This window comes from Curtobacterium sp. PhB142 (genome assembly GCF_004341255.1).
Classification (GTDB): Bacteria; Actinomycetota; Actinomycetes; order Actinomycetales; family Microbacteriaceae; genus Curtobacterium.
Genome location: NZ_SLUT01000001.1, coordinates 234757 through 259787, shown reverse-complemented (window position 1 = coordinate 259787; position 25031 = coordinate 234757). Strand labels below are relative to the sequence as shown.

Annotated in this window: 23 protein-coding genes; 17 read left to right on the top strand and 6 right to left on the bottom strand. The window is 72.2% G+C overall.

Translation table 11 applies throughout. The annotated features are described in order from the left end of the window. The first annotated feature begins 42 nt into the window (after positions 1-42). Genes EDF31_RS01275 through EDF31_RS01255 form a run of 5 tightly spaced genes read left to right on the top strand, consistent with a single transcriptional unit; the run spans position 43 to position 7321 of the window. Positions 43-1284: an aminotransferase class V-fold PLP-dependent enzyme gene (locus EDF31_RS01275; protein WP_131844896.1), complete on the top strand. Its 1242-nt coding sequence runs from the start codon at positions 43-45 to the stop codon at positions 1282-1284. After that, on the top strand, positions 1281-2375 hold the full coding sequence (locus EDF31_RS01270; protein ID WP_131844895.1) for an FAD-dependent oxidoreductase: 1095 nt from the start codon (positions 1281-1283) through the stop codon (positions 2373-2375). Before EDF31_RS01275 ends, EDF31_RS01270 begins: the two co-directional genes overlap by 4 nt. Continuing rightward, entirely contained in the window at positions 2372-3919 is a 1548-nt protein-coding gene (locus EDF31_RS01265) for a gamma-glutamyltransferase (protein ID WP_131844894.1), read from the top strand. Before EDF31_RS01270 ends, EDF31_RS01265 begins: the two co-directional genes overlap by 4 nt. Before the next feature lie 28 nt (positions 3920-3947). Then, positions 3948-5888 (top strand): primary-amine oxidase, encoded by a 1941-nt coding sequence (locus EDF31_RS01260; protein WP_131844893.1) that lies wholly within the window; start codon positions 3948-3950, stop codon positions 5886-5888. Then, positions 5888-7321, top strand: a complete 1434-nt coding sequence (locus EDF31_RS01255) for an amidase family protein (RefSeq protein WP_131844892.1) — start codon at positions 5888-5890, stop codon at positions 7319-7321. The genes EDF31_RS01260 and EDF31_RS01255 overlap by 1 nt, the downstream gene beginning before the upstream one ends. 110 nt (positions 7322-7431) lie before the next feature. Here EDF31_RS01255 and EDF31_RS01250 read toward each other — a convergent pair whose 3' ends face one another. Beyond that, complete coding sequence (locus EDF31_RS01250) at positions 7432-8127, bottom strand: GntR family transcriptional regulator (RefSeq protein ID WP_200849186.1); 696 nt, start codon at positions 8125-8127, stop codon at positions 7432-7434. 110 nt (positions 8128-8237) lie between these two features. Between EDF31_RS01250 and EDF31_RS01245 the strand changes: the two genes are divergently transcribed. From EDF31_RS01245 to EDF31_RS01200, 10 genes are all read left to right on the top strand, one after another. Further along, positions 8238-8738 carry a hypothetical protein gene (locus tag EDF31_RS01245; RefSeq protein ID WP_111086474.1) on the top strand — a complete coding sequence of 167 codons (501 nt, stop codon included), beginning with the start codon at positions 8238-8240 and terminating at the stop codon, positions 8736-8738. Between the two features lie 141 nt (positions 8739-8879). Further along, positions 8880-9641, top strand: a complete 762-nt coding sequence (locus EDF31_RS01240) for an amidohydrolase family protein (protein WP_111086473.1) — start codon at positions 8880-8882, stop codon at positions 9639-9641. Then, on the top strand, positions 9638-10174 hold the full coding sequence (locus EDF31_RS01235; protein ID WP_207896104.1) for a hypothetical protein: 537 nt from the start codon (positions 9638-9640) through the stop codon (positions 10172-10174). The genes EDF31_RS01240 and EDF31_RS01235 overlap by 4 nt, the downstream gene beginning before the upstream one ends. Positions 10175-10287: 113 nt before the next feature. Further along, positions 10288-10893, top strand: a complete 606-nt coding sequence (locus tag EDF31_RS01230) for an isochorismatase family cysteine hydrolase (RefSeq protein WP_131844891.1) — start codon at positions 10288-10290, stop codon at positions 10891-10893. Continuing rightward, the gene (locus tag EDF31_RS01225) at positions 10886-12277 is read left to right on the top strand and encodes an amidohydrolase family protein (protein WP_131844890.1); all 1392 of its coding nucleotides are present in this window, start codon (positions 10886-10888) and stop codon (positions 12275-12277) included. The genes EDF31_RS01230 and EDF31_RS01225 overlap by 8 nt, the downstream gene beginning before the upstream one ends. A 110-nt stretch (positions 12278-12387) precedes the next feature. Next, complete coding sequence (locus EDF31_RS01220) at positions 12388-13968, top strand: ABC transporter substrate-binding protein (protein WP_165901287.1); 1581 nt, start codon at positions 12388-12390, stop codon at positions 13966-13968. A 107-nt stretch (positions 13969-14075) separates the two neighbouring features. Beyond that, complete coding sequence (locus tag EDF31_RS01215; RefSeq protein ID WP_111086468.1) at positions 14076-15137, top strand: ABC transporter permease; 1062 nt, start codon at positions 14076-14078, stop codon at positions 15135-15137. Continuing rightward, positions 15130-16872 (top strand): dipeptide/oligopeptide/nickel ABC transporter permease/ATP-binding protein, encoded by a 1743-nt coding sequence (locus tag EDF31_RS01210; protein ID WP_235035917.1) that lies wholly within the window; start codon positions 15130-15132, stop codon positions 16870-16872. Before EDF31_RS01215 ends, EDF31_RS01210 begins: the two co-directional genes overlap by 8 nt. After that, the gene (locus EDF31_RS01205) at positions 16869-17687 is read left to right on the top strand and encodes an ABC transporter ATP-binding protein (RefSeq protein WP_111086467.1); all 819 of its coding nucleotides are present in this window, start codon (positions 16869-16871) and stop codon (positions 17685-17687) included. Before EDF31_RS01210 ends, EDF31_RS01205 begins: the two co-directional genes overlap by 4 nt. A gap of 20 nt (positions 17688-17707) precedes the next feature. Further along, on the top strand, positions 17708-18985 hold the full coding sequence (locus tag EDF31_RS01200; protein ID WP_131844888.1) for an amidohydrolase family protein: 1278 nt from the start codon (positions 17708-17710) through the stop codon (positions 18983-18985). 30 nt (positions 18986-19015) lie between these two features. Here the strand turns inward: EDF31_RS01200 and EDF31_RS01195 are convergent, their stop codons facing one another. Both EDF31_RS01195 and EDF31_RS01190 read right to left on the bottom strand, forming a co-directional pair. Further along, positions 19016-19702, bottom strand: coding sequence for an alpha/beta hydrolase (locus EDF31_RS01195; protein ID WP_131844887.1), 687 nt, complete (start codon positions 19700-19702; stop codon positions 19016-19018). After that, positions 19699-20349 (bottom strand): cyclase family protein, encoded by a 651-nt coding sequence (locus EDF31_RS01190; RefSeq protein WP_131844886.1) that lies wholly within the window; start codon positions 20347-20349, stop codon positions 19699-19701. Before EDF31_RS01190 ends, EDF31_RS01195 begins: the two co-directional genes overlap by 4 nt. Before the next feature lie 76 nt (positions 20350-20425). Here EDF31_RS01190 and EDF31_RS01185 point away from each other — a divergent pair, with 76 nt between their 5' ends. Further along, positions 20426-21235: an N-acyl homoserine lactonase family protein gene (locus tag EDF31_RS01185; protein ID WP_165901286.1), complete on the top strand. Its 810-nt coding sequence runs from the start codon at positions 20426-20428 to the stop codon at positions 21233-21235. A 10-nt stretch (positions 21236-21245) separates the two neighbouring features. On the opposite strand, the gene ppk2 is transcribed toward EDF31_RS01185, so the two are convergent. Beyond that, complete coding sequence (gene ppk2 / locus EDF31_RS01180; RefSeq protein ID WP_111086461.1) at positions 21246-22193, bottom strand: polyphosphate kinase 2; 948 nt, start codon at positions 22191-22193, stop codon at positions 21246-21248. 120 nt (positions 22194-22313) lie between these two features. Here ppk2 and EDF31_RS01175 point away from each other — a divergent pair, with 120 nt between their 5' ends. Continuing rightward, entirely contained in the window at positions 22314-23315 is a 1002-nt protein-coding gene (locus EDF31_RS01175) for an aldo/keto reductase (RefSeq protein WP_131844884.1), read from the top strand. A gap of 151 nt (positions 23316-23466) precedes the next feature. Here EDF31_RS01175 and msrA read toward each other — a convergent pair whose 3' ends face one another. Both msrA and EDF31_RS01165 read right to left on the bottom strand, forming a co-directional pair. Next, positions 23467-23988: a peptide-methionine (S)-S-oxide reductase MsrA gene (gene msrA / locus EDF31_RS01170; RefSeq protein WP_111086459.1), complete on the bottom strand. Its 522-nt coding sequence runs from the start codon at positions 23986-23988 to the stop codon at positions 23467-23469. A gap of 99 nt (positions 23989-24087) precedes the next feature. Next, a complete protein-coding gene (locus EDF31_RS01165; protein ID WP_131844883.1) occupies positions 24088-24900 on the bottom strand; it encodes an aldo/keto reductase in 813 nt (270 codons plus the stop codon). Between the last annotated feature and the right edge of the window lie 131 nt (positions 24901-25031).

Genomic DNA, 25031 nt, shown 5'->3' with positions numbered 1-25031 from the left:
TTCAGCGTCCGGGGTTGGCGCGCACGAGGGAGGACCCGCGACATGACGATCGGTCTCGAGGACGGCACGATGGCCGCCCAGGCAGTGACGGCGATCGACGTGGCCGCCGAGCGGTCCCGCACCGCCGGCACCGCAGGGCGTCACTACTTCAACGCGGCCGGCGCGGGCCTGGTCAGCGACGGCGTCCTGGAGGCAGTGGTCACCCACCTGCGCCGGGAACAGCGGGTGGGTGGGTACGAAGCCGCCAACCAGGTCGCCGACGAGGTCGCCGGCGTCTACACCGCGGCCGCCACCCTGCTCGGGTCGGCGCCGGACGAGATCGCCCTGTTCGACAGCGCCACGAGCGGCCTGCGCGGTGTCTTCGACGCGCTGCGGCTCGGTGCCGGGGACACCGTCGTCGCACCCCGCTCCAGCTACGTCAGCCAGGCGCTCCGGTTGCTGGCCATGCAGCGGCACGACGACGTGCGGCTCGAGGTCGTGCCGAGCGACGCCACCGGTGCCATGGACCTCGAGGCCCTGGACCGCGCCGTCGCCGGAGCGAGCGGCCGTGTCGTCGTGAGCGCGGTGCACGTGCCGACCTCGTCCGGCCTCGTCGAACCGATCGCGGAGATCAGCGCCGTCGCCCGTCGCCACGGCGCCCTGACCGTCGTCGACGCCACGCAGTCCGTCGGCCAGATCGACATCGACGTGCGCGCCGTCGACTGCGACGCCCTCGTCACCACCGGCCGGAAGTTCCTGCGTGGGCCGCGCGGCACCGGGATCGCCTACCTGCGCCGCGGGATGCTCGAGGGCGTCGGTGCGTGGGCGCCGGATGTCCGCGGAGCCGTCTGGACCGGCGAGGATGAGTGGACGATGGACGGCACCGCGCGACAGCTCGAGACGTGGGAGTGCTCCGTCGCCGCCCGGCTCGGCCTCGGGGTGGCGCTGCGCGAGGCCCTCGACCGCGGGCCGGCGGCGACCGAGGCGCACCTGGTCGGCCTCGGCGCCCACCTGCGCACCGCGCTCGACGCCGTGGACGGCGTCACCGTGGCGGACCCGTCCGCGTCAGCGTCCGCGATCGTCACCTTCACGGTCGACGGCGTCGCCGGCAAGGAGGTCTCGGCCCGGCTCCGGCAGCGCCGCATCGACTCCATTTCCGTCCCCGCGAGCCACGCGCAGTGGGACCTGGGCGCCCGTGGCCTGCCGAGCGTCGTCCGCGTCTCGCCGCACGTGTACAACGACGACGAGGACGTCCGGGTCCTGCTCGAGGGCGTCGCGGACGTCGTCGCCGAGGTCCGCGCGTGACGGCCGTGCACGACGTCGTCGTCCTCGGACTCGGCATCCACGGATCCGCCGCCACGTACGAGCTCGCGCGCCGCGGCCTCGACGTCGTCGCGGTGGAGCGCTTCGCACCGGGGCACGAGCGCGGCTCGTCGCACGGCGCCACCCGGATGATCCGCCGCGCCTACCCACACCCGGTGTGGAACGACCTCGTCGACCGTGCGTACCGCGGGTGGGACCGCTGGGGAACCGCAGCCGGCGCGCCCTTCCTGCACCGGACCGGTGGACTGTACGCGCACCGGGGCGAGCCGACGATGCAGGGTGGGGCGAGCCTCCCGGTCGACCGCGCAGCCTGGCCGACGCTCGCGCCCTCGCTGCGTCCGCCCGAGTCGTACGGCGCGGTCCACGACCCCGACGCCGGTGTGCTCGAGGCCGCGCGGGCGCTCGCGTTCGCGCAGTCCGCCGCCGCGGCGGCCGGCGCCGACCTGCGGTACGGCGAGACCGTGCTCGACTGGCAGGTCGACGACGGCGTCGTCACCGTCCGGACCGACGCCGGCAGTGTCCGCGCGCGACGGCTCGTGCTCGCCGGCGGCGCCTGGGCGTCGCACCTGGTACCCGAGGCCGCCGCGTTCTTCGAGGTCTGGCGCATCGTCACGCTCACCGCGCCGACGGGGCAGACCGTGGCGCAGCCGCCCGCGCTCGGGTGCTTCTCGATCGACCTGCCGGAGGGGCTCGTCTTCGGGCTCCCGGAGACCGCCGGATCCGGCGCGAAGATCGGCATCGACGCCGGACCCGTGTGGGACCCGGACGTGCCCGTCGCACCGCCGACCGAGGCCGAGGTCGCGCACCTGGCCGAGCTCCTCGAAGGGTTCGTCCCCGGCATCGTCACCGCCGGTGCCCAGGCCGTCGCGTGCCTGTACACGATGACCCCGGACAAGCGGTTCGTCGTCGGCGCCCTGCCCGAGCAGCCCGAGGTGCTCCTCGCCGCAGCCTGCTCCGGCCACGGCTTCAAGTTCGGGCCGGCGATCGGTGCGGCCGTCGCCGACCTGGTGCAGGGCATCGACCGCCCCGACCTCGCGTTCCTCAGCCCCGCACGGATGGTGACGACCGCATGACCGCCCCAGCTGCACGCTCCACCCGACGCGTCGCCGTCGCCGCGCCGCACCCGGCCGCCCTCGACGCTGCGTCCGAGGCGGTCGCGGCCGGCGGGGACGCCATCGACGCCGCGCTTGCGGCGGCCACCGCACTGACCGTCGTCTACCCGCACCAGTGCAGCATCGGCGGGGACCTCGTCGCCCTCGTCCGTCGGCCAGGACGGCCCGTCGTCGCCGTGGTCTCCGCTGGCGCCGCACCGGCCGGCATCGACGTCGCGGCGCTCGCGCAGCACGACCGGATGCCCCGGCAGGGCGCCCAGACCGTCACGGTCCCCGGCGTCGTCGCGGGATGGCAGGCGATCGACGCACTCGGCGGCCGACTCGGGCTCGCCGACCCGTTGACCCGCGCAGCACGACTCGCGGCCGACGGGGTCCCCGTCTCCGCCGGACTCGGCCGTGCGATCGCGGTCCGGACCGACGAGCTCCACGCCGACCCCGGGATGCGCGAGGTCTTCACCGACGACGCCGGGGCGCTCCTGGCCGAAGGCGACCCGCTCGTGCAGCCGGCACTCGCCGCGACCCTGACCGAACTCGCTGCCGACCCGGGCGCGATGTACCGGGGACGGATCGCCGCCTCGATCACCGCCCGGCTGCGGGAACTCGGGGGCGCACACACCGAGGCCGACTTCGCCTCGCACGACGCCGAGCTCGTCGAGCCCCGCGGCACGACGATCGGCGGGGCCCGGTGGTGGGTCGCGCCGCCGCCCACGCAGGGCGTCGTGCTGCTCGGGATCCTGCCGGAAGCGCTCGCCGACGGCAGCGAGCACGGCACTGCGACCGCCGACCTCGTCGACGCCGTGCACCGTGCCGCGCTCGTCCGCCAGGCCGAACTCGGCGACCCCCGCGGCGGCTCCATCGACGTCGCGGCCATGCTCGACCCACGCGACTCCGGTCGGGTCGGCGCACTGCCCCGTGCCGGCCGTGCCCTCGGCGACACCGTCGCGGTGACCGCTGCGGACAGCGACGGCACCGTCGTCACGCTCATCCAGAGCGTCTACCAGCTCTTCGGCTCCGGCATCCTCGACCCGGGGACGGGCGTGGTGCTGCACAACCGCGGCTCCGCCTTCAGCACCGACCCCGCGCACCCCGCCCACGTCGGACCGGGCCTGCGGCCGCCGCACACCCTGTTGCCGGTGATCGCCGAGACCGACGACCTGGTGCTCGGCCTCGGCTGCCAGGGCGGCAGCGCCCAGCCGTGGATCCTCGCGCAGCTCGCCCGTGACCTGGTCGCCGCGGGCAGCGACCCCGACGAGGTCCTCGGCCGACCGCGGTTCGTGATCGGTGCGCGCGACCTCGGGCACGAGGTGATGACGCTCGTCGCCGAACCCGGTTCCGAGGACGCGATCGCCGCGGCCGACGCCCTCGGCCTGCCCATTGCCCGCACGGGCGGCCCCGTCGACGAGGCCGGGCACGTCCAGACCGTCCGGCTCCACGCCGACGGACACCTCGACGCCGCGAGCGACCCCCGCGCGGACGGCCGTGCCGTCGTCCTCGACGCCCACTGACCGCACGATCCACCCGAGAAGGAAGCCCATGAGCAGCACCCACGTCCTCGATCCGCTGACCTCCGTCGAGATCGCCTCCTTCGTCACCGCCGTCCGTGCCTCCGGGCGCATCGGGGCCCGGCCGCGCTTCTGGGGGATCGCGCTCGACGAGGAGAAGGCCAGGGGCACGACCGCCGGTGGCGCCCGTCCGGTGCGGATCGTCGTGATGGACCCGGACGCCCACGCCGCGTGGGAGGTGCGCGGGTGGACCGCCGGCCCGGACTCGCCCGCGATCGTCGAGCTGTGGACCGACGTGGACCACCGTCGCCCCGGCGTCTCGAGTGACGAAGCACGGCTCATCGCGCAGGCCGCACGGAAGTCGCCGCTCATCATCGAGGCGCTCGCGAAGCGCGGGATCACCGACACGTCGCTCGTCTGGGTCGACCCGGAGTCGATCACCGGCTTCGTGCCCGAGGACCTCGCCGACCGCCGCCTGAGCTGGGGCACGGTCTGGTACCGCGAGTTCCCAGAGGACAACGGTTACGCACGACCCGTCGCCGGGCTCGTCCCGATCCTCGACCTCGACACCCTCGAGGTCATCCGGATCGAGGACCACGGCGTCATCCCGATGGCGAGCGAGACCGGCGTCTACACCTCCGGCACCTGGGGTCCCGACCGCGAGGTCTCCGCGCTCGACATCGTCCAGCCGAACGGTCCCGGCTTCACGATCGACGGGCACGAGGTCCGCTGGCAGAACTGGACGTTCCGTGTCGGCTTCTCACACCGCGAGGGGCTCGTGCTGCACGACCTGTCCTACCGTGACGGCGACGTCGAGCGCCCGGTGCTGCACCGTGCGGCCGTCAACGAGATGTACGTGCCGTACCTGGACAGCGACCCGACCGCGTACCGGAAGAACTTCTTCGACTGGGGCGAGTACGGCGCCGGCCCGCTCACCGCGAGCCTCGAGCTCGGTTGCGACTGCCTGGGGGAGATCCGCTACTTCGACGTCGACTTCCTGGACGGCCACGGCGAACCGCAGACCATCGTCAACGGCATCTGCCTGCACGAGGAGGACGACTCGATCCTCTGGAAGCACGTCAACACCCGCACCGGCAGCGCCGAGGTCCGTCGCAGCCGCCGACTCGTGATCTCGAGCTTCGCGACCGTGGCGAACTACGACTACGGCTTCTACTGGTCGCTGTACCAGGACGGCTCCGTCGAGCTCGAGGTGAAGCTCACCGGCCTGATGTCGGTGTCCGGCATCGCCGACGGCGAGACCCCGCGGCACGGCCGGATGGTCGCACCGAACGTGCAGGCCCCGACGCACCAGCACTACTTCGCCGTCCGGCTCGACACCGCCGTCGACGGGCCGTTGAACCGGCTGGTCGAGGTGCACGCCGAGCCCGAGCCCGACGAGGCCCTGAACCCCTACGGCAACGCCTGCATCGCGGTCGAGACGCCGATCGGTTCCGAGGCCGACGGCGCCCGGATGACCGACCCGGCCCGCGCGCTGCACTGGCGCATCGAGAGCGAGTCCGCGCAGAACCGCTACGGCGAGAGCACGGCCTACCGACTGGCGGTCCAGAACACCGCGCAGCTGCACGTCCGCCCCGGCAGCATCGTCGAGCGGAAGGCGCCGTTCGTCGCGAAGCACCTCTGGGCGAGCGCCTTCGACCCCGAGGAGCGCTTCATCGCCGGCGAGTACCCGAACCAGGGCGAGCTCGGCGACGACGGGGTGCACGTCTGGCAGCAGGCGGACCGGTCCCTCGAGAACGAGCGCCTCGTGCTGTGGCCCGTCCTCGGCGTGCACCACTTCCCGCGTCCCGAACAGTGGCCGATCATGCCCGTCGACACGATCGGCTTCCGGCTCGAACCGGACGGCTTCTTCGACCGGAACCCCTCGCTCGACGTCCCGCCGTCGGCGACCAACCACTGCGCGCCGGGTGCCGGCCACGACCACGCGGCGCACGACCACGAGGGCGGCCGCTGATGCCCGCGCCCGAGCACACCCCGGAGCACCTCGCCGACTGGTCCGCCGTCCGCCTGGCCGACGCCGTCGCGAACCGCGAGGTGTCGGCGGTGGAGGTGATGCGCGCCCACCTGGACCGGATCGAGGAACGCAACCCGCGCCTCCAGGCCGTCGTCTCCCAGCAGCCGGACTCGGTCTCGCTGGCCGCGGCAGAAGCGGCCGACCGCCGCACCGCCGAGGCCCGCGCCGCGGGCGAACCGCTCCCGCTCCTGCACGGCCTGCCCACCGCGGTGAAGGACCTGATGGACGTCGCCGGGCTGCCGACCACGAACGGTTCCGCGGCGTTCGCCGACGCGCGACCCGCCGAGCACGACAGCGTCTTGGCGACCCTGCTCCGCGACGCCGGTGCGCTCATCATCGGCAAGACGAACACGCCGGAGATGGGCCAGGGCGTCCTGACCTTCAACCCGGTGTTCGGCACGACCGTGAACCCGTGGGACACCTCGCGGCACGCGGGCGGGTCCAGCGGTGGTGCCGCAGCGGCGCTCGCAGGGCGGATGCTGCCGATCGCCGACGGCTCCGACAGCGGCGGGAGCCTGCGCTACCCGGCCGCGTTCTGCAACGTCGTCGGGGTGCGGCCGACCCCCGGCCGTGTGCCGAGCGGCCGGACCGGCAACGCCTGGACGCCGCACGGGGTCACCGGCCCGATGGCGCGTGACTCCGCCGACGCCGCGCGCTTCATGGAGGCGCTCGCCGTCGAGAAGACCGTCTGGCCGATGTCCGCCATGACACAGCACCCGGTCCGTCCGGTCGAGCTCGCCGGTCTGCGGGTCGCGTGGAGCGACGACGCCGGCGGCCTGCCGATCGACCCGGCCGTGCGGGCCGTGCACCGGGCGTTCGCCGAGCAGCTCGCCGACCTCGGAGCGGTCGTCGAGGCGGACGAGCCGACCTTCGCGGGTGCGGACGAGGCGTGGGAGACCATCGAGACGTTCGAGTTCTTCCTGGGCGGCCGGCACGCCGTCGACGCCGGGGCCAGCGGGTTCCGTCCCGACTACGTCCGGAACGTCGAGCAGGGGCGCGCCACCACGGCGGCGCAGCTCGCCGACGCGTACGAGCGTCGGACCCGGATGTACCGGGACACGGCTGCCGTGCTCGACCGGCACGACGTGCTCGTGCTGCCGGCGACGCCGGTGGCCGCGCCGCCGGCCGAGGTCGAGTGGGTCGACCAGGTCGACGGCCACCGCTTCGACCGCTACTTCACGTGGCAGATGCTCGCCAACCGGCTGACGTTGACGGCGCACCCGGTCGTGGTGACCTCGGCCGGGTTCACGCCCCAGGGGCTGCCGGTCGGCGTGCAGGTCGTCGGGCGGTACGGCCGCGAAGCCCAGCTGCTCGCGGTGACGCGCGCGATCGAGGAGGCCACCGGCTGGATCCGGCGGGCGCCGGTCCTGTAGACGGTCGGGCTGGCCGGACTGGAGGCGCGGGTCGGCCCCGCCCCGTCGGTGCGGCGCTGAGCGGTCCGGTCTCTCGCGCCGCTTCCGCTGGTCGCGCCGGGTCAGCCGGGTCAGCCGGTGAAGACGGTGGAGGAGCGGCGCTCGTACCAGTGCGCCAGGTGTTCGCCGGCGCGCAGGACGTGGTCGCGCATGAGCTCGGCGGCGCGCTCGCGATCCCCGGCGACAAACGCCTCGATGAGCTCCTCGTGCTCGCGGAAGTTCTCCTCGCGGTGCCGGGAGTTCTCGCGGAGCACCAGGGCCGAGACGTTGCGCGGGAAGGCGTCGTTGATCTCGACGAGCATCCGGGTCAGCCGGGTGTTGCCGGAGGCCTGGTAGATGAGCCCGTGGAACTGGTCGTTGTCGCTGCCCTCGCGCTGCTTCGGCTGCTCGCCCTCGGCCGCCGCCAGGGAGCGCTCGTACATCGCCTGGTTCACCGAGCGGAGCTGCGCGATCGTGGCGTCGTCGAGCCGGTCGACGGCGCGACGGGCTGCGAGCGACTCGAGCTCGGCGCGGACCTCGTAGGCCTCGCGGACCTCCCACGGCACCGGCACCCGGACCACCGCGCCACGGTTCGGCACGACCTCGATGAGGCCGCCGGTCTGCAGCTGCCGGAGCGCTTCGCGGACCGGGGTGCGGCTGATGCCGAACTGCGCGGCGAGGTCGGCCTGCCGGAGCGGTGCGCCGATGGGGATCTCGCCGGACATGATCTTCGCGCGGATCCGGGCGGCGAGGTCGTCGACGAGTGCGTTGCCGTCGCTGGTGGTCACGTCGTGGTCTCCCTCGGTACGTCGTCACAGCGAGCCCCCGCTGCGGATCCAATCCTGCCAGGTGTTGGATCCCGTTGCCGTATCCGACTCGCTCGTGATTGGATCCAATCATGTCCGTACTGCTCGTCGTCATGCTCGTCGCAGCCGTCGGTGCGCTCGGGCTCGGCATCGCTGGCGGGCGACGGGTCGGGCCGGTCGCACTCGTCGCCGAGGCGGTGATGCTCGTCGCGATGCTCGACGTCCACGTGCCGGCGCTCCACGTGGTGCCGGCGCCGTTCTGGGCGCTCCTGCTCGGTGGATGCGCGATGGGCACGGCTGCGGTGGACCGGTGGCGTCGCCGGAGTCGCCCCGGTGGTGACCACCTGCACGCGCTCGGGATGCTGCTCGGCGCGGTGTTCGTGCTGCTCGCAGGTGGCCATGCCGGTGCCGGTGCCGGCGCGGGGCACTCCCACGGTGCGGTGCTGCTGCCGGTCGGGGTGGCGGTCGCGGTGCACGCCGGTGTGGTGCTGTGGAACGTCGTCGGCGGCCGGGTGCCGCGGGTCGAGTCCGTGCGCCGGGCGGCGTCACTGGTGAGCGTGCTGGCCATGGGCGCGATGGTCGTCGTGCACTGAGCCGGCGCGGCGGGGGTGCGTCGCGCCTCCAGGCTGCGTGTCTCGCACCCCAGTGCTACCAAATTGGATCCAATTCTGGCAGTATCGGATCACATGTGCGGGAGTTTCGCCCCACGAGCCGCCGACGAGGAGACGCCCACGATGATCATCGACGCCTACAACACCACCCAGGACCGCCGCGGCCGCAGTGACTACCTGAGCGGCGTGCGCCCGGGCGAGGAGCCGCCGGCGTACACGCCGTTCGACGCGAACCGGATCCTCGACCGCATGGACGCCGCGGGGGTCGACCGCGCCATGGTCTGCTCGCTCGCGCAGGGGATCGAGAACGACTTCCTGATGGACCTGGTCGCCGCGCACCCGGACCGGCTGTTCGGCTTCGGCCAGGTCATGCCGCAGTGGGAGAACGCCACCGACGAGATCCGTCGCTTCGCCGAGGGCGGGCTGGTCGGCCTGAAGCTGCACCCCAGCCTGCACGGCTACCACGTCGCGGACCACGGCCTGCTCGACCCGCTGTTCGAGGTCTGCGCCGAGCTCGGCCTGCCCGTGCTGATCAACGCACTCGACGACGCGTTCTGTGCACCGTTCTCCATCGAGGAGATCGCGAAGAACTTCCCGACGGTGCCGACGATCATCGCCCACATGGGTGCGGTGTGGAACGTGCCGGAGGCGATCATCGTCGCCGAGCGGAACCCGCACGTCTACCTCGAGACCTCGGCCACCCTGATGTCCGACGTCAAGCGGGCGTACGCGCGCCTCGGCGCGGAGAAGATCCTGCTCGGGTCGGAGTGGCCGGGCAGCGACTTCGACCTCGAGCGCATGAAGATCGCGAAGGCGATCCCGGACGAGGCCGACCGGGCCCTGGTCGAGGGTGGCAACATGGCGCGGATCCTGGGCTGGTCGTGAGCAGCGGCTCGCCCGCGTCTGACCGACCGGTGCTCGCCGGCCCGCCGTCCGGCATGGACGCCGCGGACCAGGAGCTGCTCCGGATCGCGACCGACGTGCTCGACCGGCGGTACCGCACGGGGGTGCACGAGGTCGCCGCAGCACTCCGGCTCGCCGACGGCAGTGTGGTCACCGGGCTGCACGTCGAGGCATCGGCCGGTCGCGCATCGGTCTGCGCCGAGTCCGCTGCACTGAGCGCGGCCGTCGTCGCCGGTTCGCCGGTGGTGTCGGTCGTGGGTGTGCTCCGCAGGCCGGGCGGGACGAAGCACCTGATCGAGCCGTGCGGGGTCTGCGCGGAGCTGCTCGGTGACCACGCGCCCGACGCCCAGGTGTGGGTCGCGGTCGGGAACGGGTTCGGGCCGGTCGGGGTCGCCGAGCTGCTTCCCTTCCGGCGGCGGCGGAGCGCGCGGGCGGCGGCTGGAGCGGTGACGGCGCCCGCGGGGACACCGCCCGGTTCGGCGACACCGCCCGGTTCGGCGACACCTGAGGTTTAACACGGCGGAAACACCCCGGACCCCTGCGGTGCCGGATCCCGTCAGAGGATGACGGCGACGGCGCGCACCGGCCCCCACCCGCTGCACGATCCGTCCCGGAAGGAACCACCAGCATGCTCGCCGTCTCCGGCAACCCCGTCCTGATCGTCGTCGACATCCAGGGCGGAGCAGCCTCGACGCTGCCCACGCCCGGCATCCCCGTGATGGGTGGCCGCGCCGAACGCGCCCCGCGCGTCCGCGACCTCATCGAGCACTGCCGCTCCTCGGGCGTGCCCGTCGTCTTCATCCAGGAGGTCCACAAGCCGGACCTCGTCGACATCGGCCGTGAGCTCGACGGCGCCGAGGGCCCGCACTGCATCGAGGGCGAGGAGCAGACCGAGCTCGCCTCGTGGATCGACCCGCGGCCCGAGGAGTTCGTCATCCGCAAGCGGCGCTACTCGGCGTTCTTCGGCACCGAGCTCGAGATCGTGCTCAAGGCGTACAAGGCCGGCACCGTCCTGCTCGTGGGCGGACTCACCGACGTCTGCATCCACTACACGGCGGCCGACGCCCACCAGCACGACTACGCCGTCCGGGTCCTGACCGACTGCGTCGCCGGGTCGAGCGAACGCGCGCACGACGCGGCACTCGAGGCGATCGGGTACCTGCAGCGGGACGCCCTGGTGACCGCGGCGGACGTGCGCACCTGGCTCGACGAGCGGGAGCCCGCCGGTGTCTGAGTCGGTCGGCACGTCCGCGCGGATCGTCGTCGGGCACATCCGGACGATGGACCCGGCGCAGCCGACGGCCGACGCCCTGCTCGTCGTCGGGGACCGGATCGCCGCGGTCGGGGCGCTCGACGACGTCCGGGCCGCGGCTCCGGAGGGCACGGTCGAGGACCACGTCGAGGGCACCGTCCTGCCGGGGTTCACCGACGCGCACGCGCACGCGCAGCGTGCCGGACTCAAAGCGCTGCAGCTCGTGGACGGCGACGCCGACGCCGCGACGTTCTCGGCCGCGATGCTCGCCGACGGCGATGCGGACCCGGACGCCCCGGACTGGATCGGTGACGCACCGCCGACGCTCGACGACCGGCTCGCCGCGATCCGGCGCATCCAGCCCCTGCTGCACGCGATGGGGTTCACCGGCGTCGTCGACCCGGCCGTCACGCTGCCCGAGCTCGAGGGGTACCGCGAGGCGCACCGGCAGGGGCTCCTGACCCTGCGCGTGGTCGCGATGCCCTACCCCGAGCTCGGCACCGCAGCGGTCCCCGACGTCGACGCTGCCCTGGCGGTGCTCGACTCGATCGACGGCGTGACCGGTGACGGCGACGACCGCCTCCGACTCGGCCCGATCAAGGTCTACTACGACGGCGAGGGCATGAAGGGGCAGGCGCTGCTCGAACGGCCCTGGACCGGCGACGACCACGGCGTGCAGCGGATCTCGGCGAGCGACTTCGCCCGGCTCGCCGCGTCGTGCGTGGCCGCGGGGTGGGGGCTCGGCGTCCACGCGGTGGGCAGTCGTGCGGTCGCCGAGGTGCTCGACGGGCTCGAGGCAGCGGAACGGGACACGGGACGATCGGTCGCCGGACTCCGCTGCCAGCTCATCCACGCGTACCTCGAGCCGAGCGTCGCGAGCGCCGACCGTGCCGCACGCCTCGGTGTCGTGGCGTCGCTGCAGCCCTCGATTGCCTGGAAGAACGCCGCTGGGCTGCAGCGCCGGCTCGGCAGCCGTGTCGACGAGGTCAACCCGATGCGGACCTGGGCCGACGCCGGTGCCACGGTCGCCATGGGCTCGGACGCGCCGTACTTCCCCTTCGACCCGCGCGAGGTGGTCCCCGTCGCCGCAGCCCGTCGGATGCGCGGCCTCGACGAGCCGATCGGCCCGGCACAGGCGCTCTCGGTGCTCGAGGCGGTCGAGGCCTACACGCGCGGTGCGGCACACGCGTCCTTCGCCGAGGATCGCCGCGGCGTGCTGCGCGCCGGCGCCCTGGCGGACTGGGTGCTGCTCGACGTGGACCCGGCCGCGTGCACGGTCGACGAGTTCGCCGCGGCGCGGGTCCTGCGCACCGACGTCGGCGGCGTGACGGTCTTCGACGCCGCGGCTCGTCCCGGGCAGATGTAATCCACTCGAAACATAGTTGGATGCGGATTGTTCTAAATTGGATCCAAGTTGGACCCGACCCTGGGACTGACTCCCTGGCATCACCCCGAATCCCACTGGAGGACAGCACCATGGTGAGGAAGCGCATCCTCGTCGGCGTCGCGTTGGCGACCGCCGTCGGACTCTCCCTGAGCGCGTGCACCGCGTCCGGCTCCGCTGACGGCGGCGACAGCTCGTCGAGCACCGACACGATCAACGCAGAGCTCTGGTACGCCCCGGCCACCTTCGACCCTGCGAAGGCCTCGGCCAGCTCGGACGTCGAGGTCGCACGACTCGGCTTCGACACCCTGCTCCGGCAGGGCGAGGGCGACGACGGCGGCTACATCGGCGGGCTCGCGACGAAGTGGGACGCCGAGTCGGCGTCGAAGTACGAGTTCACGATCCGCGACGGCGCCACGTGCTCCGACGGCACCGAGATCACGCCGACGGTCGTCGAGAAGTCCTTCGAGTACCTGGTCGGCCTCGACGACTCGGGTGCGCAGACCTGGAAGAACCAGGCCTTCGGCTCGGGTGACCCGAAGTTCACCGCCGACGACGCCGCCGGCACGCTGACGATCTCGCTCAGCGAGCCGTACTCGCAGCTGCTCGGCGGCCTGACCCGCCCCGGTACCGGGATCATCTGCCCGGCCGGTCTCGCCGACACGAAGGGCCTCGCGGCCGGCACCGTCGACGGCGCCTGGTCCGGCCCGTACACGCTCGCGAAGTCCTCGGCCGGCAAGAGCGTCTCCTACGCGCTGCGGTCCGACTACGACGCCTGGCCGGCGTGGAAGACCGTCACCGGTGAGCCGGCCAAGACGATCAACCTGACCGTGCAGGGCGATTCGAACACGAGCGCCAACCTGCTGCAGTCCGGCGGTGTCGACGTCGCACGCTTCTACGACTCGAACGCCGAGCGCTTCAGCGGCGACGACTACTCCACCGTGAAGTTCGCCAGCTCGGCCTACAACCTCGTGTTCAACGAGGCAGAGGGCTCCGGCTCGGTGTTCGCCGACGACCAGCCGCTCCGTGCCGCGGTCGCCCAGGCGATCGACACGAAGGGGTTCAACAACGCCGGTCTCGACGGACTCGGGGTCGAGCAGAACACGGTGAACGCGGCGAGCTACCGCTGCGCGGTGGACGACTCGTCGCTCGTGCAGTCCTACGACGCGAAGGCCGCGACGAAGGAGCTCACGGGCAAGACGATCCGCCTGCTCATCATGTCGAACTGGGACCCCGCCGCCGACTTCCTGGCGGAGTCGCTGCGGAACGCCGGTGCGACCGTGAAGGTCTCGGCACCGGACCCTGCCGACTGGACCAAGCAGATGCGCACCGAGCCCAAGACCTGGGACGTCGCCGTGGCGGCCGAGGACGCGCAGACCGGGCTGATCAACACCTCGATCGCGCGCTACGTCGGACCGACCTACGCCGAGGGCGGCACGAACGTGTCCTCGAGCGACAACCCCGAGGGATTCGCGGCCTACCAGGCGGCGATGGCCACGTCGGACGCCGACCAGCAGTGCGAGGACTTCGCCACCGCGCAGAAGTCGATCCTCGAGCGTGTCGACATGACCCCGCTCATCACGGACACGCACCGGTACGTCGCCCGCAAGGGCTTCGAGACCCACGTGTTCTCGGGCTACTGGGACGTCTCCGCGATGCGGATCGTCTCCTGATCGCCTGACCGAACGAGCACCACGCACCACGCACCACGCACCACGCACCACGCAACGAGCACCACCGCACCACCCCAGCCCGGACCGGAGCACCAGGAGGACCCGCGATGAGCACCACCACCGTCGACCATCTCCCCGTGCCCGGTCCGGGCACCCCCGGGTCTCCGGGAACCCCGACCGCCGCCGCACCCCGGGCCGCGAGCCTCGGTGGCGCATGGCGCCGCTTCCTGCTCCGCCGTGCCGTCGGACTCGTCATCAACCTGGCGCTGCTCGTCCTCGTGACGTTCCTCATCGTGCAGCTCATCCCCGGCGACCCGGCAACGGCCATCGCCGGCGACACCGCGACGCTCGCCCAGGTCGAGCTCGTCCGGCACCAACTCGGTCTCGACCAGCCGATCCCCGTCCAGCTGTGGCACTACGTCGCCGGCGTCGTGCAGGGCGACTTCGGTGACTCGTACAAGTACCGCGCGCCGGCGATGGACATCGTCATGACGGCCGTGCCGTACACGCTGACGATCACGATCGCCGCGGTCCTGCTGCTGCTCGTCCTCGGACTCGCACTCGGCATGACCGTCGGCGTCCTCACCCGCGGTGACCGGCACCGCTGGCTCGACGTCTCGTTCTCGGCGGTCACCGGCCTGATCTCGTCGATCCCCACGTACGTGCTCGCCACCGGGTTCGTCGTCGTCTTCGCGGTCCTGCTGCACGTGCTGCCGCCCGCGTACTCGCCGGCCTACGACTTCGGCGCGGCGGCGGTCCTGCCGATCGCCTCGCTCACCGTGGGCGGCACGTGCTCGGTGGCCCGCATCGTCCGCCGTGAGACCGCCGTCATCCTCGAGCAGGACTACATGCGCACCGCCCGCGGGTGGCGGCTGCCGGCGCTGTCGATCTACGCCAAGCACATGCTGCCGAACCTGCTCACCACCGCACTGACGCTGTCCGGGATCATCCTGACGGCCCTGCTCGGCTCGGCACTCATCACCGAGGCGGTCTTCGCGTGGCCGGGCCTGGGCGGCGTCATCGTGCAGGCGATCGCGGTGGACAAGGACTACCCCGTGATCCGCGCCGCGGTCTTCGTGATCGGGCTCATCTCGCTCGTGATCACCCTCGTCATCGACATCATCCTGGGTCTCATCGACCCGCGCACCCTCGGGGAGAAGCGTGGCTGACACCATCACCGCCGTCCAGGCGGCCTCGACCGACCCGGCATCGCGTCCCCGCACCTTCGCGTGGAACGGCGGGCTGATCGTCGGCTTGGCGATGTTCGGGCTGATCCTGATCGTGGCGGTCGTCGCACCGTTCGTGTTCGGCGCCCAGGCCACGGGCATCGGCGGTACCTCTGGGCTGGGGTCCACCGCCGAGCACCCGCTCGGTACCGACACCCTCGGCCGCGACATGCTCGCGCGCACCCTGGTCGCCACCCGGGCCACGGTCCTGATGGCGCTCGCCGCCACGGCCCTGTCCGCGATCGTGGGCATCGCGCTCGGTATCGGCGTCTGGCTCGCCCCCCGCCGGGTGCGCGAGCTCGGGCTGCGCGGGATCGAGTTCGCGGTCAGCTACCCGACGATGCTCGTCGCGATCATCGTCGCCGCGATCCTCGGGCAGGGCATGGTGCAGGTCGTCGTGGCCATCGCGGTCGCGAACATCGCCGGCTTCGCCCGTCTGACCGCCAACCTGGCGGCGAAGATCTCCACCAGCGAGTACGTCACGACGGCACGCCTGATGGGGGTCCCGGCGCACCGCGTCGCGATGCGACACGTCCTGCCGAACATGGCCGAGCCGACGCTGATCCTGATCGCCGGCGCCTTCTCCGGATCGCTCGTCGAGATCTCCGGACTGTCCTTCATCGGCCTCGGCGCGCAGACCCCCGCGTTCGACTGGGGCACCCTGCTCAACGACGGGTTGGACCGGATCGTCGTGAACCCCGTCGTCATCGTCGGCCCCGCGGTTGCGCTGACCTTCGCCTCCCTCGCCGCCCTGCTCGTCGGGGACGGACTGGCCGCTGCCGCGAACCCGCGGTCGAACACCACGCGGTCCCGCACCACCCGGGCGACCGGCCCGTCGACGCTCGCGGTCGAGGACGACGCCGTGCTCGTCGCGGACGGCATCTCGGTGCAGCACGCCGCCAGCGGACGCGCCCTGGTCAAGGACGTCTCGTTCACCATCCGGCGGGGTGAGGTGCTCGGGATCGTCGGCGAGTCCGGTTCGGGCAAGTCGCTGACGGCCTCGCTCGTCGCCAAGCTGCTGGGTGAGGGGCTCGAGGGCTCCGCGCGACGGCTCGAACTCGGCGGTGTCGACCTGCTCGGCCGCGTGCCGGACCGGGTGCTGGCGTCCCGCATCGGGCTCGTCTACCAGGACCCGGGCACGGCGCTGAACCCCGCCATGGTGCTCGGAATCCAGCTGTCCGACGTGCTCCGGATGCGGCTGCGGCACAGCCGACGTGACGCCATCCGGCTGCTGACGCAGGGCTTCCGCGCCGTGATGCTGACCGATCCCGAGGGCCGACTGCGCCAGTACCCGCACCAGTTGTCCGGCGGGATGAAGCAGCGCGCGATGATCGCCTCGGCGATGAGCACGAAGCCCGATCTGCTCATCGCGGACGAACCGACGACCGCACTCGACGTCACCGTCCAGCGCGAGGTCCTGACCGTGCTGAAGCGGATGAACGAGGACTCCGGCACCGCCGTGCTGTTCATCTCCCACGACCTGGGGGTCGTCCGGGCCCTGTGCGACCGGGTCCTGGTGATGCGGAACGGCGAGATCGTCGAGCGCATCGACGACGTCGCCGGGCTCTCCCCGGACACCGTCGACCACCCGTACACGAAGCAGCTCCTGGCGGCCACTCCGGTCGTGACCGTGCCCACGGAGTCCACGCGCACCGAGCAGGCGGAGGCACACGCATGACCGACACCACGACGACACGCGAACGCCGCGCAACCGACACCGGCACGGCCCCCATGATCGACGTCCGCGCCCTCGACGTCGCGTTCGGCTCGACGACCGTCCTGCACGGCGTCGACCTCCGCCTCGAGCGAGGTCGCACCGTCGGCGTCGTCGGCGAGTCCGGCTCGGGCAAGTCCACCCTCGCCAAGGTCCTGGTCGGCACCGTGAAGCCCGCCTCGGGCAGCGCCGCGGTGGACGGCGTCGACCTGACCGCGGCCGACCGCTCGACCCTGCGCGGGTACCGCCGCCGGATCCAGATGATCCCGCAGGACCCGTACTCGTCCCTCTCACCACGGCGTACCGTCGCGCAGACCCTGGCCGAGGCGATCGACCCCGTCCGCCCCCGGGTCGCCACCCACGAGGACCGCATCGGCGGCTGGCTCGAACGCGTCGGGCTGTCCCGGGACATGATGCACCGCTACCCGCACGAGTTCTCCGGCGGGCAACGGCAGCGCATCGCCATCGCCCGCGGCCTGGTCATCGACCCGCACCTGGTCATCGCCGACGAGATCACCTCGGCGCTCGACGTCTCGGTGCAGGCGCAGATCCTGGAGCTGCTCGCCGACATCAAGGAGTCCCTCGGCCTGACGATGATGTTCATCTCGCACAACCTGGCGGTCGTGCAGCGTGTGAGCGACGAGGTCGTCGTGCTGTACCAGGGTGAGGTCGTCGAGGCCGGTCCGGTCGAGCAGATCTACGCCGATCCGCAGCACTGGTACACGCGTCGTCTCCTCGACGCGGACCCCGGTTCCGCCCGTTTCAGCCTGGCCGGCTGACCGACCCAGGAAGGCCCGCAGTGGCGGCACGACTCCCGACGACCCCGCACGCCGACGGCGTGCTCCGACTGGTCGGCGCGACCCTGGTGGACGGCACGGGTGCTCCGCCGCGCGCCGACGCCGAGGTCGAGCTGCGTGACGGCGACGTCACCTACGTCGGTCCACGGCGCGCCCCGGCTGCGGACGTGCCGACGGTCGACCTGTCCGGCCGGTGGCTGCTGCCCGGGTTCGTCGACGCGCACGTGCACCTCAGCATGGTGCCGACGACGCCCGAGGAGCAGCGGGCACGGTTCCCGGAGGAGCACGTGCTCGAGGTCGCCGAGGTGCTCCGGAGCTCCCTGCACGCCGGCGTCACGACCGCGCGGGACCTGGACGGGCTGACCCCCGGCTACCGCGACGCCGTCGCCCGGGGCACGGTCGTCGGTCCGCGCCTGCACCTCGCGATCGCCATGCTCTCGCCGACCGGTGGCCACGCCGACCCGGTCCGACCGAACGGGTCGCTGCCGGCCTGGGCCGTCCGGCCGGGAATGCCTGCGCCGGGCGTCGTCGACACCGACGAGGACGTCGTCCGGACGGTCCGCTCGCTGCTCCGCACCGGCGCCGACGCGATCAAGGTCTCCACGTCCGGAGGGGTCGGTTCGCCGACCGACGACCCGGACGACGTCGGCATCACCGAGGACCAGGTACGGCTCGTCGTCCACCTGGTCGGCGAACGCGGCGGCCGCCCGGTCACCGCCCACGCGCTCACCGACGCCGCGGTCCGTGCCGCCGTGCTCGGCGGAGCCGCCAGCATCGAACACGGCTACGACCTGCACGACGAGACCATCGCGCTCATGGTCGAACGCGGCACGGTGCTCGTCCCCACCCTCAGCACGCTCCTGCGCGAACTCGACCCGTCCACCGCCTCTGCGGAACGCCTCGCACAGCGCGCGGCACTGCACGCTCGCGGCCTCGACAGCGTGCGACGTGCCGTCGCCGCCGGCGTGCCCGTCGCGCTCGGCACCGACGCGGGTGTGCACCCGCACGGTCGGAACCTCGCCGAGCTCGCCCGCCTCGTGCAGGTCGGGCTCTCGCCGCTCGACGCGATCACGGCCGGCACGCTGCAGGGTGCCCGGCTGCTCGGTCTGGAGGCCCGGCTCGGCTCCGTCGAGCCCGGCAAGGCCGGTGACCTGGTCGTCTCGGGCGTCGACCCGCTCGCCGACGTCGGCGCGCTGGCCGACGCTGCCAGCGTGCGCGCGGTCCTGCAGGCGGGTCGTGTGGTCAAGGACCTGGACGGACTGGTGACCACGGCCTCCTGACCGTGGCACCACCCGCGCAGCCGACGGTGGTCAGCGCAGCGCGGCCACCGCGCGCTCGATGACGGCGACGACCCGGTCCGGAGCGGCGTGCGCGACCGCGTGGCTCGTGTCGACCTCGTGGACCACTGCACCCATCCGGGCGACGAAGTCGCGCTGGATCGCGGGCAGCAGGTGCCGGTCGCTCGTGGCGACCAGGTACCAGCTCGGGCGGGTCCGCCACGCGGGCTCACCGGTGGGCTGCTGGAACGCGGCGTCGGCGGTGACCCGCCCCTCGGCACGTGCGGCGAGCAGCACGTCCTCCGGGACGTCCCAGGCGAGCGCCAGCCGCGACTCCTCGTCGTCCTGTGCGATCCACTCGCCGGCCGGGCCGCGGTGCATGTACTGCGAGACGAGAGCGGGTTCCCGGGTCTCGACGATCCCGGAGACCGACTCGCCCGCGTCCGGAGCGAAGGCCGCGACGTAGACCAGTCCGACGACGCGGTCGTGTGTGCCCGCGTTCGTGATGACGGCGCCGCCGTAGGAGTGGCCGACGAGCAGGACCGGGCCGTCGATGCCGTCGACCAGGGCGCGGACCGAGGCCTCGTCGTCGCGGAGCGAGGTCATCGCGTTGTCGGCGAGCGTGTGCGGGATGCGGCGGTCGCGCAGGAGCGGGGCGACGGACGACCAGGTGGACGGCGAACCGCCGGCACCGTGGACCAGGACCACGTGGACGCTCATGCGTGGGTCGCCACGGCGAGGGGGAGCAGGACGGTCGGAGCGGGAGCGGCCTCGCGCCCCGCGAACGGCACCGGCTGGCAGACCATCAGGTAGTCGCCGGGCTCGACCTCGGACAGGTCCGCGTTCTCGAGGATCACGACGCCGGCGCCGCACAGGGCGACGTGTGTCGGCCACGCCTCGGTGTGCGCCGGGGCCTCCATCGTCATGTAGTCGATGCCGGCGAACCGGACCCCGCGGTCGACCAGCCACTGCGCGCCGCTCGGGCCGAGGCCGACCCACGTCTCCGACCGCTCGTTCCGGGTCAGCGCGTCGGTCGAGTTGCGCGTGCGGAACAGCACGCGCTCGGCGCCGGCCGCACCCGCCTCCTCGAGGTCGTCGGCGGTGATCTCCTCGACGACGTGTCGCAGGTCGAGGACGCGGACCGGGCCGACCACGCTCTCGAGCGCGATCTCGTCGACGGTCGTCGCGCCGGGCACGAAGTGCGACGGGGCGTCGACGTGCGTGCCCGTGTGCGCACCGATCAGCCAGCGGGACACGTCCGACGGGTACCCGTCCGCGATCTCCTCGACCATCTCGAAGGTGGGGCGCCGGCCCCAGTGCAGCATCTCGGGGGAGATGGGGATGTTGATGTCGATCGCGTCGGTCATGGCGTCCTCCCGGAACTCCGGCACAATGGATTCGGATTGCTACAAATTGTATCCAATCACCACGGAGGTGCAAGGCATGGCGAACGCGTTCGACGAGACGACGCGCGCTGGACTCGTGGTCGGCGGTCGGCCAGAGCGGGTCGTGCCGCTCGTGCTCGGGTGGGAACCGATCCCCGAGTCGATCTCCCTGCGGGGCGGCGATCCCGCACGCTTCCTGCTCGAACCCGTCACCGCCGCGGCCGTCGTCTTCGACCACGGCTGGGTGCTCCTCGACGGTGGGTTCAACGTCGACCGCGTGCGCGACCCCGAGGAGCGGGCCGCGCACTACGAGTACGAGAGCTACACGGCGGTCGTGCCGCCGGGCGACGCGCTCGCCGAGGGGGTCGCGGCTGCGGGACTGGCCTGGGACGACCTGGCGCTCTGCGCTATCTCGCACGTGCACCTCGACCACACGGGCGGCCTGCGGCTCGTCCCACCGGGCACCCCGGTCGCGCTGCAGCGACGGGAGTGGGACTGGTTGCGGAGCGGCATCGGCCGGCGGGAGACGGTCGTCGTCGACGACGTGCTCGACGCCGACGTCCGGGTGTTCCTGCTCGACGGGGACACGGAACTGGCACCCGGCCTGACTGCACTCGACACCCGCGGACACACGCCGGGGCACCAGTCGTTCCGCGTCGACCTGCCGGATCGGACCGTGGTGCTCGCGTGCGACGCCGCCGACCTCGAGCGGAACCTCACCGAGCGGACTCCGTGCGGGTGGGTGGGGAGGGCCGGGGACGAGCTCGAGGCGCAGCGTTCGATCGACCGGCTGGCGGACCTGGCCGCCGAGCCCGGCGTCGAGGTCTGGCCCGGGCACGACCCCGAGTGGGCGGCCTGGCGGCGCTGAGCCACCACCGTCACTCGATGTCGACGTCCCGCTTGCCGCGCCGCACGATGAGCGGGTCCGGCTTGCCGATCACGTCGACCGCCTTGTCCGGGTAGTCGAACTGCGTCAGGAAGTACCGCATCGCGTTGAGACGGGCGCGCTTCTTGTCGTTCGACCGCACGATGGTCCACGGCGCGTACCGCTTGTCGGTGCGCGTGAACATCGCCATCTTCGCCTCGGTGTAGTCCTCCCAGCGGTCGAGGGACAGCAGGTCGATGTCGGACAGCTTCCACCGGCGCACGGGGTCGAGCTGCCGCATCGCGAACCGGGTGCGCTGCTCGCGGCGGGTGACCGAGAACCAGAACTTCGTCAGGTGGATGCCGGAGTCGACGAGCATCCGCTCGAACTGCGGCACCTGGGTCATGAAGGACTCGTACTGGTCGTCGTCGCAGAACCCCATCACCCGCTCGACGCCGGCGCGGTTGTACCAGGAGCGGTCGAACAGGACCATCTCGCCGGCCGACGGCAGGTGCTGCACGTAGCGCTGGAAGTACCACTCACCACGTTCCCGCTCGCTCGGCTTGCTGAGCGCCACCACGCGCGAGGTCCGGGGGTTCAGGTGCTCCGTGAACCGCTTGATGGTGCCGCCCTTCCCCGCGGCGTCACGCCCCTCGAACAGCACGACGACCTTCTGGCCGGTGTCCTCGAGCCAGTACTGGCACTTCAGGAGCTCGATCTGCAGCTGGTACTTCGCGTACTCGTACTCCTCGCGCGGCAGCCGCTCGTCGTACGGGTAGTCGTCGCGCCACGTCAGGACGGGGTTGCCGTGCGGGTCGATGAGGTCCGGGTCGGCGGTGTGCCCGTCGGCGACGCTGTAGCCCTCGGTCCGGAGCTGCTCGATGTACTCCCGGAGTGGTTGCGAGTACGGCGCTGTGTCCACGGTGTCTCCTCTGCCCGCCGATCGGTCGGCTGGTCCCATCCTGTCCTGTGTGACCCGACAACTGCCCAACCGGACGTGTCCCTCAGGTGACCAAGCGGCTGCGTGACCCGAAGCGGTAGCGTTCTCGATGGCCTGTCCCCGACCCCGGATCGAGCAACGATGCCTGACGTCCACCTGCCTGCCGCCGACCGCTACGAGCAGCTCCCGTACCAGCGCGTGGGAAGGAGTGGCCTCATGCTGCCGCGCATCTCCCTCGGCCTGTGGAACAACTTCGGCGCCGACCGTGCACTCGCCACGCAGCGCGACATCGTGCTGCACGCCTTCGACCGCGGGATCACCCACTTCGACCTGGCGAACAACTACGGTCCGCCTCCCGGGTCGGCCGAGGAGCAGTTCGGCCGCATCCTCGAGTCGGACCTGCGTCCGTACCGTGACGAGATCGTGGTGTCGACGAAGGCCGGCTACGACATGTGGCCAGGCCCGTACGGTGACCGGGGATCGCGCAAGTACATGCTCGCGTCGCTCGACCAGTCGCTCGGGCGCCTCGGGCTCGACTACGTCGACGTGTTCTACTCGCACCGTCCCGACCCCGAGACCCCGATCGAGGAGACGGTCAGCGCGCTCGTGACCGCGGTCCGTTCGGGCAAGGCGCTCTACGCGGGCATCTCGAACTACGACCCGGCGCAGACCGCTGCGGCAGCCGAGGCGCTCGCCGCCGAGAACATGCACCTGCTCATCCACCAGCCGCGCTACAACATGTTCGACCGGGTCCCCGAGGACGGGCTCTTCGACGAGCTCACGCGTCTCGGCACCGGTGCGATCGTGTTCTCGCCGCTGGCCGGTGGGCTGCTGACGGACCGGTACCTGGACGGATCGGTTCCGGTGGGGTCGCGTGCAGCCGAGGGCCGCTGGTTCGGCGCGGACCGCATCGACGACGAGTACCTGACCACGGCGCGAGCGCTCAACGACATCGCTGCGGCCCGCGGGCAGACGCTCGCGCAGCTCGCGATCACGTGGGTGCTCCGGCAGCCGGCCGTCACGTCGGCGTTGGTCGGGGCATCGAGTGTCCGTCAGCTGGACGGCACGCTCGACTCGCTCGCGGGTGCCCCGCTCACCGACGAGGAGCTCGCGGCGATCGACGCACTGGTGCCGCGCGGCTGACGCACGCCGGATGCAGTGGGCGTGACCCCTGGACGGACGGGAGGCACGGTGCCAGCTGGCACCGTCCCTCCCGTCACGGCCGTCGCCCCGCTGGCGCGGTGCGCCGGTACCGGCGGGTGGGGCCCACCTCCCGTCGCTTGGTGGGTTGCCCCTAGACCGCCGCGGTCGCCTCGTCGCGGTGCGGGAGCTTCCACCCCGGGCGCACGAAGTGGCACGTGTACCCGGCCGGGTACTTCTCGAGGTAGTCCTGGTGCTCCTCTTCGGCCTGCCAGAAGTCACCAGCGGGCTCGACCTCGGTGACGACCTTGCCGGGCCAGATGCCCGAGGCGTCGACGTCGGCGATGGTGTCGCGCGCGACCTGCTCCTGTTCGGGCGAGGTGAAGAAGATCGCCGAACGGTAGGCGCGGCCGACGTCGTTGCCCTGGCGGTCCTTCGTCGACGGGTCGTGGATCTGGAAGAAGAACTCGAGCAGGTCGCGGTACGAGATCACCGACGGGTCGAAGACGATCTCGACCGCCTCGGCGTGGTCACCGTGGTTGCGGTACGTCGCGTTCGGGGTGTCGCCACCCGAGTAGCCGACGCGGGTGCTGATGATGCCGGGACGGCGGCGGAGGAGCTGCTGCGCTCCCCAGAAGCAGCCGCCGGCGAGGATGGCGGTTTCGGTGGTGGTCATGGTGGCCTCCTGAGGTCGTCGTGCCGCTGGCTGCGGCACCGTGTGGTGCAACCGGCAACGGGGCTGCGGTGTTCCCGCGTCGCCCGATGTCCGATCGCGTCAGTTCGTGGTGTCCTCGAGCGCGGCCACGTCGTCAGCCGACAGCACGAAGTCGACGTCGGCGTTCGCGGCGATGCGCGACGGGGTCGTGGACTTCGGCAGCGGCAGGACGTCCTTCTCGAGCAGGTAGCGGATCGCGACCTGGGCGACGGACTTGTCGTACTTCGCCGCGATCTCGGCGATCTGCGTGTTCTCGAGCAGGCCGCCGGTGGCGAGCGGCGAGTAGCCCTCGGTGAGGATGTCGTGCTCGCGGTCGAACGCGGTGGTCTCGTCCTGGGTGTTGCCGATGAACCAGCGGATCTGGTTGGCGTGCGGGACGACGTCGGTGCGGCCGAGCAGGTCCTCGAGGTCGGCGACGGCGAAGTTCGAGACACCGATCGAGCGGGTCCGGCCGGCGTCGTAGACCTCTTCCAGGACCTTCCACACCTCGACGTTGCCGTCGCGGTGGTCGGAGCCGATGGCGTCCCAGGGCCACGGTGCGTGCACGAGGTACAGGTCGATGACGCCGACGTCGAGGTTGCGGCTCGAGGTCTCGAAGGCCTCGCGGGCGCCGTCGGCGGTCTTGATCTCGGCGGGCAGCTTCGTGGTGACGAAGACCTCGTCGCGGGGGACGCCGCTGTCGCGGATGGCTTGGCCGACGCTGGCCTCGTTGCCGTAGGCCAGGGCGGTGTCGATGTGACGGTAGCCGGCGTCCAGGGCGGTGGTCGTGGCGGCGTAGGCGTCGTCGCCGGACGGGATCTGCCAGGTGCCGAAGCCGATCTTCGGGATGTGCAGGCCGTTGGACAGGGTGAACGTGTCGGTGAGAGCGGACATGCGACGGACAGTACGCCGCGGGTTGGTGGGCGTGTGGAGCGCCGCCGCCGCGCACCGCGCCCCTGTACGGCCATCGCGCCCCGACTCACGTGGGCGCGATGCCCGCCTGGGGGCGCGAACGCGTCAGGCGA